The sequence below is a fragment of the Pseudomonas sp. NFACC42-2 genome (genome assembly GCF_900116055.1).
GTDB classification, from domain to species: Bacteria; Pseudomonadota; Gammaproteobacteria; order Pseudomonadales; family Pseudomonadaceae; genus Aquipseudomonas; species Aquipseudomonas marginalis.
In genome coordinates, this window is record NZ_FOZO01000024.1 from 77,252 (window position 1) to 86,154 (window position 8,903).

Consider the following 8,903-nt stretch of genomic DNA (forward strand, 5'->3'; position numbering starts at 1 on the left):
GATATGGTTAAGAAAAAAATTGATTTTCCGATCTTGATCAATCGCGCCGGAGCTGAAAAATTTCGGAGCGTTACCCAGGCGACCCGAATTCGCATTTTTTAATCCCTGTCTGCCGCAGTCGAATATCAGCTTAAAGTTCGTCGCAATGAAGCCGAAATATGGTCAATCGAACACTCACCGCCTATAAACCATGTCACACGGATACTTCCACTATCCCTCAAAGTCCTCAAAATATGGTCAACTAGAAACGGATGAATCTTCAGTTCCTCTTTCAGAACTGAATTACTTCTCACGCCTGAGTTAATAATCAATGAGACCAATGAGCGTGTATGATCTGCATAGGCTGGCACGTGCTCTCGCGCGTACAGTTCGAATCCAGCATCACTGACAGAAACTCCGTGCAGCGACCCCGAAAGATCTTGCCGCCAATTTATAGCGCCGTACTCACTGAGATACTCTAACGAGTCCCTTAACGTTTGTTCTGGAATGACAAATTCGCCATTTTTTTTAAATGCTTCAGCTCCAACCATCGAACTTCCGTTTTCCAGCGCAGCCTCGCACGCGAGTTTCGTCACTAAGCTATCGATATTATTGTGACCGGCAACGCCGCCAGCACTGAATCCAGACACATAAGAAGGCGGACTACCAAGGGGGGGCTTATCAGAAGCACCAAATATAGTGGCAACTATTTCATTAAATGAATCTTCGTAAGCAGATGGGTTTTTGAAGCTAACCCACTTTGTGGACTTCAATGCTTGAGGGACTTGGCAGTCGTCCAGTACAACTGGAATGATCCTCGTACCTTCACTGATTTTATTCACAACTGCGAGATCAAGCTCCTCACGAACCCAAGGCTTATTAACGCTATGTTTCGAAAGTACAACAATTACGGCCTGAGCAGCACCAAGCCCTTCTTCAAAGATTTTCTTGACGAGACTATCGCCAACTTTGATTTCCCACTTATCAACCCAGGCGTCTATTCCATTAGATATTAACCTTTCGGCAAATGGTATGACAAAACCTACCTTATCTTCACTCGCATGACTTACGAAAACTTTGGGTGCGTCCATGTGATACTCCCTATCAGGCAAAAGTTAACAAATCACTTTCTTCAATAATACATTTCCAACACGATGCAACCTAATTTGCGACAGTGTATGAGCTCATCCTACGAAAAGTTCCAACTGCAATGATGTCCCGAAACCTGGCGAAATCAACCTCGCGCCTTGCATACTAGCAAGCACCCTTCCAGCACCCAAACAGCGCGCCAGTCCCATGAAGATCCCATGGGAACATTTTTCTCACGGAAAAACACAAACTCAGGGTTTCTATAGAAAAATCAATGGCTTGCGTTTTCATAATTTGGCGGTGAAGGAGAGATCCGAACCTTTAAGCACGTCAAGCACCTACCACAACCCACTCAGCGTCCACGCAGTGGCTGTTTGGCCGGTCTATGCTCTTTTTGAAGGGTAACTGTTTGGCTGCGGGTTAGCACGATTAGGACGAGCCTAAGAAGCCTAGTGAGGTTTTTGTGTTCCATTTTTCTGAAGCACCGTTTGTGCTTGGAGCACGGGGTGTTCCGTCTACTTTTATCAGGTGTTTCAGTCATTAAAACCACGCAACTCGTGGCGTTTAGCGTTTTCGGAATACCTGGAACACGGGATTTTGAAGGGGTTAGATATTCGATCATCCCGACACCCCCTATTTGAGCATCCTCCAGCGGGCAATGGTGTTGGTATCAACGGTCTGGTTTCTCGCCCTGGCACCTCAACAGTATGAATGAGAGCTAGCAAGGGAAGGGTAGGTTGTCTTGCCTACCTGCTGACCTAATATCCGACCGGAGACGGAACCCCCTATAGCCACTTGAATCTGCAAAAACATCGGGGTTCGAATTACCCCAATCCAAATAACCTCCCAAAGGACCCATGAACAGCGCGGAAAGGTGTTGTTTTGCCTGCTGTCTAGACGCTTGGCGGCAGGCGTGTGGCGACCCTCTGATGCTCGCTGAAGGCGCGCAATGCGATGGGGTGATGGGGGTTAAAAACCGATACCCCTCAAAAAACGGTGTTCCAGGTGTTCCAGGTGTTCCACTAAGGCTGAAAGCCACGAGTTACGGGGCTTGCAGAGTGGAACACCTTTTTATTTGAGCTGGAACACTAGGTGTTCCAGCGGCAAAAGGTGTTCCACGTTGATAGTCTGTTGATTCAGTCCGAGAGCCGCTCCTCAACGGTCGGCAAGGTTGCGTCAGGAGTGATTTGTGTGAGGATAGATGTAGTAGATTCGGTCTGGCATGTGCGTGGCAAACCCCGCTGCTGCCCACGTTGTATACGGCAATACTTTTCGTACAAAACCTAGAGAATATTGGCAGTGGCGTGTAAAAAACAGTGAGGTTGGTATGTCAAGCTTAGAGATGGTAAGGAGTCGATTTGAGTCGTTGAATGGTATTCGCGCAGTGGCCCCGGATTTTATTGAAAAGCTGGAGCATGAGTTGAAAGTATCACTTCCCAGTAGCTTCAAATTGGTGGGGGAGTTTTTTGACGGAAGTGGTATTTATGTTTTACCGCTGCACCAGATCGGTTGGGAATCTCCAACTAATGTTCTTGTTGAAACGAAGCGCTTGAGAAGCAGTGGCCCACTTTCTTCAAATTATCTTGTGTTGGGGGAGCCTGCTGAAGGTCTAATCGTGATGGACTGCAACTCCCAGTTGGGGCAGGTGCTCTGGTGTGATGCGATTGATGTTAACCGCATTGGTAAAGAAGCATTGATGACAGCACCTGAAGTATGGGGTTCCTACTTGGATTTTGTTGAGTATTTGGTGTCGGAGGAAGAGTCTGATCGGCTGTAAGCAGCGCGTAAAGGCGTGTTCGATGTCGACCCATCCTCTGCTCGGGAGAAACCAGATCCTTGATCAATTCCCAAGATGCATCGGAGAGTTCGTAACGCTTTGACATGCGGGCCTCCAGCCAATCATGGCGCGATTCTAACCATACGGACTTTTCGTACAGAACCTCGCTGACGGCGCCGAATGAGACGGGGTGACGGAGGTTAAAAACCAATACCCCTCAAAAAACGGTGTTCCAGGTGTTCCAGGTGTTCCACTAAAGCTGAAAGCCACGGAGTACGTGGCTTTCAGGCTGGAACACCTTTTTATTTGAGGTGGAACACCGCGTGTTCCAGGGGAAAAAGGTGTTCCACGTTGATGCTGTGTCATTCAGTCCAACAGCAGTTCCTCAACTGTCGGCCTCGCAGGGCCTGGACTGATTGTGAGAGGGCCGACGTATTGAAATCGGTCTTCCCTGTGAGTGGGAGGCATGGGAATCCGAATGTCCTGCAAGGAACCGTGTAGCCCCATGAGCTGTGCGACTTGCTGATACCGTTTGGCTACTGCCACGAACTCATTAGCGCTGCTTCTTATTTGCTCCGCTCGTTTGTACATGATTGCTCTCAAGAGCTCTTTGTGTGAAACCTCCAACTCTTGGGCGCACTGTTCAAGTCGTTGGTCGATTTCAACCACTTCCTGTTCAAGTTTAGCGATGGCAGCAGTTCGAGCCAGATGCTTGCCACGGCTTCTGTCCGACTCGCCAAGGATTGATTGCAGGGCTGTGTCTGCTTCGGCTTCTGCAGCCGTATCGCCGGCAGCAATAGCCGCACTGTAGGCTTTGAGCGCCTTGTCATGCGCCGATGCTCTTGCTTCCTTGTCCAGAGTGTCCTCAGCAACCAAGGCCGTTAACTTGTGGGTTAGCTGCTTCTTGGTCCTCTCCAGTTCGTGGAGCGTTTCACGTTGAGCTGCGTATTTGTTCTGAGCCGCTTTAATTTCGGGGGTTGAAATCGAGTTTCTGTTAGACATGCGGGTATCTCCATTTACATATGGTGCTGCGAAAGGCTTGCCGGAATGGCAGGCCGAAATGGATAACTAATTTATGCGGCCTCGATGGAGTGTCCGCTGTCATCCGCCATGAGTGCGGATGAGTTAAAAACGTAGGCACGGGCTTTAGGCATGCCCGGTAGCCTTACCGATTGAGCCGCTTTGCCATCGCTGCCAGGCTCTAAAATGGCTCGGCTCAGTAGCTCTTTGTTCACGGCGTTCAGGTTCATGCCTTTGAAGACTTCGGAACACCAAGCCTCGGGCAGTACGTAGTAGGTAGTGGTGGTGTGCAACGCATCACCCAGGCCATGCTCCAGCGTCTTGCGAAAGCCCAGGCGGTCAATGGTGCGAGGGCCGTGCTCATCGATCTTGGCGGCGGCGGATTCCCAGCGAGTGAAACGGCTCTCCCCAAAACGCTCGATCACTTGGCGAAGCCGCGCGACGATGGCGTCACTTTCGAAGTTTCCGGCGCCGCCGCGCTCATTCAGCCAGGCATTGAGACAAACCTTTGCCGCCGTGGTCGCTCCACCCTCAGGCCAACCTGTTATCCCCAAGGCGGTGGCCAACTCTCCAGCGGCAGCGGCCAACCCAAAACGAGTGGCAGCACGTTGGGCCTGTCCGCTTGCTGATTTAGGTAGTGACGTCGAGACAAACCGCTCAATGGTGTGGCGCAATATGGTCGACCACCCGAGCCTTCCCCGGTCGAGAGAAACAACAAACGCCATTCCTGAACGTGACGACCGGCCTGGCCTCGATCATTGGCGCGTGCTTTGCCACTGCCATTGCCCAGCATGTAAAGCGTTTCGCCAATGATGCGCGGATCGCACATGCCGATTTCATCGTGCACTAATAAGCCATCTGAGCGCGTGGCGGCGATGGACTCGAGGGCGTTGTCAGTCGAGCGCCAGGAGCGCACGCAACGCGGTTCCAGCCACGCTAGAACCGTGACTGACAATGGAAGACGTTTGATTTCAGAGCACTCAATGGGCCTGCATCCCCGAGTTCTATTTTTTATCCACACAGTGGGAAGGTATAGGGGGACAGAGGTGAACGGCCAGAAACAAGAAAGCCCGCACAGGGCGGGCTTCTTGAGATGTTTCGTAGACTGTCTGAGACAGCCAGAAACCAGTATGTGGTGCACCCGGCGGGATTCGAACCCACGACCCCTGCCTTCGGAGGGCAGTACTCTATCCAGCTGAGCTACGGATGCTTGTGCGGGCGACATCATACCCATGTCGACCTTGGGCGTCCATGCCGGTCTTTGGCCGTTCAAACGTAGGCATTTGCCGCGCAAAGGCCCTGCGCCGGGTGCCGTTGGTCAACACGGCGGAACGCGCTCAAATCACGCTGATCAGAAAAATCCGGCAAATGCGCCGTTTTCGTTCTTTTTTTCGAACAGACTATTGCCCTGTACCCCCATTGATCCTAGGATTCGTTTGAGATTTCAAACGCTCCGTCTCTCGTGCGCAGTTCACTGATGATCGCGCGTGCGGGGGCTGATTTCCCTGACGGCAGCCCACAAGGCGCCTTTCAACAACTCTAATTCGCTCCGCGTGCGCGCGGTGCTGTTAAGGAAAGCCGACATGCAGCTCAAAGATTCCCAGTTGTTCCGCCAGCAGGCCTTTATCGATGGCGCTTGGGTGGATGCGGACAACGGTCAGACCATCAAGGTCAACAACCCTGCCACGGGCGAGATTATCGGCACCGTGCCAAAGATGGGCGCCGCGGAAACCCGCCGCGCCATTGAGGCCGCCGACAAGGCGTTGCCGGCCTGGCGTGCGCTGACCGCCAAGGAGCGCGCCAACAAGCTGCGCCGTTGGTTCGAGCTGCTGATCGAAAACCAGGACGATCTCGGTCGCCTGATGACCCTCGAGCAAGGCAAGCCATTGGCCGAAGCCAAGGGCGAAATCGTCTATGCCGCGTCCTTTATCGAGTGGTTCGCCGAAGAAGCCAAGCGCATCTATGGTGATGTGATTCCCGGCCACCAGCCCGACAAGCGCCTGATCGTGATCAAGCAGCCTATCGGCGTGACCGCCGCCATCACCCCGTGGAACTTCCCGGCCGCGATGATCACCCGTAAAGCCGGCCCGGCCCTGGCCGCCGGTTGCACCATGGTGATCAAGCCGGCTTCGCAAACCCCGTTCTCGGCCCTGGCCCTGGTGGAGCTGGCGCACCGTGCCGGTATCCCGAAAGGCGTGCTGAGCGTGGTCACCGGCAGCGCTGGCGACATCGGCGGCGAGCTGACCAGCAACCCGATCGTGCGTAAATTGTCCTTCACCGGCTCCACCGAAATCGGTCGCCAGTTGATGGCCGAATGCGCCAAGGACATCAAGAAAGTTTCCCTGGAGCTGGGCGGCAACGCGCCATTCATCGTGTTCGACGACGCGGACCTGGATAAGGCCGTCGAAGGCGCGATCATCTCCAAGTACCGCAACAACGGCCAGACCTGCGTTTGCGCCAACCGCCTGTACATCCAGGATTCGGTGTACGACGCGTTCGCCGAAAAACTGAAAGTCGCGGTGGCCAAGTTGAAGATCGGCAACGGTCTGGAAGAAGGCACCACCACCGGCCCGCTGATCGACGAAAAAGCCGTGGCCAAGGTCCAGGAACACATCGCCGACGCCCTGAGCAAAGGCGCCAAGCTGTTGGCCGGTGGCAAGGTCATGGAAGGCAACTTCTTTGAACCGACCATCCTGGTCGACGTGCCGAAGAACGCCGCTGTCGCCAAGGAAGAAACCTTCGGCCCGCTGGCGCCGCTGTTCCGCTTCAAAGACGAAGCCGAAGTGATCGCGATGTCCAACGACACCGAATTCGGCCTGGCTTCCTACTTCTACGCCCGCGACCTGGGCCGTGTGTTCCGTGTGGCCGAAGCCCTGGAATACGGCATGGTCGGGGTCAACACCGGGTTGATCTCCAACGAAGTGGCGCCGTTCGGCGGCATCAAGGCTTCGGGCCTGGGCCGTGAAGGCTCCAAGTACGGGATCGAGGATTACCTGGAAATCAAATACCTCTGCCTGGGCATTTAAGCCGGGAAGGGATTGCAGTAAACGCAAAGGGCACGAGAGCGCTGACCCTTTGCGTGTTTCACACCGTTATTCGTAGTGGCCGGGAAAGCTGTGGCAGTCGATCATCGCATGCTGCCGTAGTTGCCTCCCCGCCACGTATTCCTTGAGCAACGCCACCCGATGAGTGGCGAATGAGGACTTTATGAGCAAGACCAACGCTTCCCTGATGAAACGCCGCGAAGCCGCTGTACCGCGCGGTGTTGGCCAGATTCACCCGATCTTCGCCGAATCCGCGAAGAATGCCACCGTGACTGACGTTGAAGGTCGCGAGTTCATCGACTTCGCCGGCGGTATCGCCGTGCTGAACACCGGCCACGTGCACCCGAAAATCATCGCCGCCGTGACCGAACAGCTGAACAAGCTGACCCACACGTGCTTCCAGGTACTGGCCTACGAGCCGTACGTCGAAGTGTGCGAAAAAGTGAACGCCAAGGTCCCCGGCGATTTCGCCAAGAAAACCCTGTTGGTCACCACCGGTTCCGAAGCCGTTGAAAACGCCGTGAAAATCGCCCGTGCCGCGACTGGCCGTGCCGGCGTGATCGCTTTCACCGGCGCCTACCACGGCCGCACCATGATGACCCTGGGTCTCACCGGTAAAGTCGTGCCTTACTCGGCCGGCATGGGCCTGATGCCGGGCGGCGTGTTCCGCGCGCTGTACCCGAACGAACTGCACGGTGTCAGCGACGACGACTCCATCGCCAGCATCGAACGCATCTTCAAGAACGACGCCGAGCCGCGTGATATTGCCGCCATCATCATCGAGCCGGTCCAAGGCGAGGGCGGTTTCTACGTCGCGCCGAAGCCGTTCATGAAGCGCCTGCGCGAACTGTGCGACAAGCACGGCATCCTGCTGATCGCCGACGAAGTGCAAACCGGTGCCGGCCGTACCGGTACCTTCTTCGCCATGGAACAGATGGGCGTTGCCGCCGACCTGACCACCTTCGCCAAATCCATCGCTGGCGGCTTCCCCCTGGCCGGTGTGTGCGGCAAGGCCGAATACATGGACGCCATTGCCCCTGGTGGCCTGGGCGGCACCTACGCCGGTAGCCCGATCGCTTGCGCCGCTGCGCTGGCGGTGATGGACGTGTTTGAGGAAGAGCACCTGCTGGACCGCTGCAAGGCTGTCGGCGAGCGCCTGGTGACGGGCCTCAAGGCGATTCAAGCCAAGTACCCGGTGATCGGTGACGTGCGTGCCCTGGGCGCGATGATCGCGGTCGAGTTGTTCGAAGACGGCGACAGCCACAAGCCAAACGCCGCAGCCGTTGCCGCCGTGGTGGCCAACGCGCGTGACAAGGGCCTGATCCTGCTGTCCTGCGGCACCTACGGCAACGTGTTGCGCGTGCTGGTGCCGCTGACCTCGCCGGACGAGCAGTTGGACAAAGGCTTAGCGATCATCGAAGAGTGCTTCTCCGAGCTGTAAGCGCAAGCTGACCTGATCGACAGAAAAACCCGCTTCGGCGGGTTTTTTTGTGCGCTTGCAGCACCTTCAGACCTCGTCGCAGCGGATGCCAGTACGCAAAACCTCGGTGGGAGGGGGCTTGCTCTCGATAGCGGCGGGTCAGTCAGCCTATTTGATACTGACCCACGGTAATCGAGGGGCAAGCCCTAATGCCAGTCAGTTAAGGGCGAACATCGTACCTGTGGCGAGGGAGCTTGCTCCCGTTGGGCCGCGAAGCGGCCCCAGCTCTTTGTTTGAAAAAAACGGGACTGCTGCGCAGTCCAACGGGAGCAAGCTCCCTCGCCACAGGTTACTTTTTACCCTTTCTACTTCTTAACTGACCGGAATTGGGGCAAGCCCCCTCCCACAGTGATCGGCATTCAGCCAGCGATGACGCGATTCTTGCCCAGGCGCTTGGCCTCATACATGGCGGCATCGGCGCGGGCGAACAGGCTGTCCAGGGTGGAGTCTTCCTCGGTCAGGCTGGCCAGGCCCTGGCTGATGGTCACGCTGAACGCCTGGCCCTCATAGCTGA

The 8,903-nt window shown here is 55.4% G+C and carries 7 protein-coding genes, 1 tRNA gene and 2 pseudogenes; 3 read left to right on the forward strand and 7 right to left on the reverse strand.

Going from position 1 to position 8,903, the window contains the following annotated elements:
• Positions 1 to 125: 125 nt before the first annotated feature.
• Positions 126 to 1,070, reverse strand: coding sequence for a toll/interleukin-1 receptor domain-containing protein (locus tag BM416_RS26985; protein ID WP_092490044.1), 945 nt, complete (start codon positions 1,068 to 1,070; stop codon positions 126 to 128).
• 1,226 nt (positions 1,071 to 2,296) lie between these two features.
• On the opposite strand from BM416_RS26985, the gene BM416_RS26990 reads away from it, so the two are divergent.
• A complete protein-coding gene (locus BM416_RS26990) occupies positions 2,297 to 2,845 on the forward strand; it encodes an SMI1/KNR4 family protein (RefSeq protein WP_256577594.1) in 549 nt (182 codons plus the stop codon).
• A gap of 16 nt (positions 2,846 to 2,861) precedes the next feature.
• Here BM416_RS26990 and BM416_RS31290 read toward each other — a convergent pair.
• The 4 genes and pseudogenes from BM416_RS31290 to BM416_RS27005 all read right to left on the reverse strand — a co-directional run.
• Positions 2,862 to 2,951, reverse strand: a pseudogene (locus tag BM416_RS31290) (IS5/IS1182 family transposase); the annotation flags it as partial.
• 260 nt (positions 2,952 to 3,211) lie between these two features.
• Positions 3,212 to 3,847 (reverse strand): hypothetical protein, encoded by a 636-nt coding sequence (locus BM416_RS26995; RefSeq protein WP_092490045.1) that lies wholly within the window; start codon positions 3,845 to 3,847, stop codon positions 3,212 to 3,214.
• Between the two features lie 71 nt (positions 3,848 to 3,918).
• Positions 3,919 to 4,832, reverse strand: a pseudogene (locus BM416_RS27000) (DUF927 domain-containing protein); the annotation flags it as partial.
• Positions 4,833 to 4,998: 166 nt separating this feature from the next.
• Positions 4,999 to 5,075, reverse strand: a tRNA-Arg gene (locus tag BM416_RS27005).
• Positions 5,076 to 5,448: 373 nt separating this feature from the next.
• On the opposite strand from BM416_RS27005, the gene gabD reads away from it, so the two are divergent.
• Positions 5,449 to 6,891 (forward strand): NADP-dependent succinate-semialdehyde dehydrogenase, encoded by a 1,443-nt coding sequence (gene gabD, locus BM416_RS27010; RefSeq protein WP_027607874.1) that lies wholly within the window; start codon positions 5,449 to 5,451, stop codon positions 6,889 to 6,891.
• 66 nt (positions 6,892 to 6,957) lie between these two features.
• On the opposite strand, the gene BM416_RS30950 is transcribed toward gabD, so the two are convergent.
• Positions 6,958 to 7,080, reverse strand: coding sequence for a hypothetical protein (locus tag BM416_RS30950; protein WP_256097758.1), 123 nt, complete (start codon positions 7,078 to 7,080; stop codon positions 6,958 to 6,960).
• Here BM416_RS30950 and gabT point away from each other — a divergent pair.
• Positions 7,073 to 8,350, forward strand: coding sequence for a 4-aminobutyrate--2-oxoglutarate transaminase (gene gabT, locus BM416_RS27015; RefSeq protein ID WP_092490046.1), 1,278 nt, complete (start codon positions 7,073 to 7,075; stop codon positions 8,348 to 8,350). The two genes, BM416_RS30950 and gabT, sit on opposite strands and share 8 nt — an antisense overlap.
• A 398-nt stretch (positions 8,351 to 8,748) precedes the next feature.
• Here the strand turns inward: gabT and BM416_RS27020 are convergent.
• The coding region (locus tag BM416_RS27020) for a GGDEF domain-containing protein (RefSeq protein ID WP_139237782.1) at positions 8,749 to 8,903 on the reverse strand (155 nt) is incomplete at its 5' end.

Excerpts from the sequence above, each read along its gene's own strand:
- BM416_RS26985 (WP_092490044.1), bottom strand. The coding sequence starts at position 1,070 with ATGGACGCACCCAAAGTTTTCGTAAGTCATGCGAGTGAAGATAAGGTA.
- gabT (WP_092490046.1), top strand. The coding sequence starts at position 7,073 with ATGAGCAAGACCAACGCTTCCCTGATGAAACGCCGCGAAGCCGCTGTA.
- BM416_RS26995 (WP_092490045.1), bottom strand. The coding sequence starts at position 3,847 with ATGTCTAACAGAAACTCGATTTCAACCCCCGAAATTAAAGCGGCTCAG.
- gabD (WP_027607874.1), top strand. The coding sequence starts at position 5,449 with ATGCAGCTCAAAGATTCCCAGTTGTTCCGCCAGCAGGCCTTTATCGAT.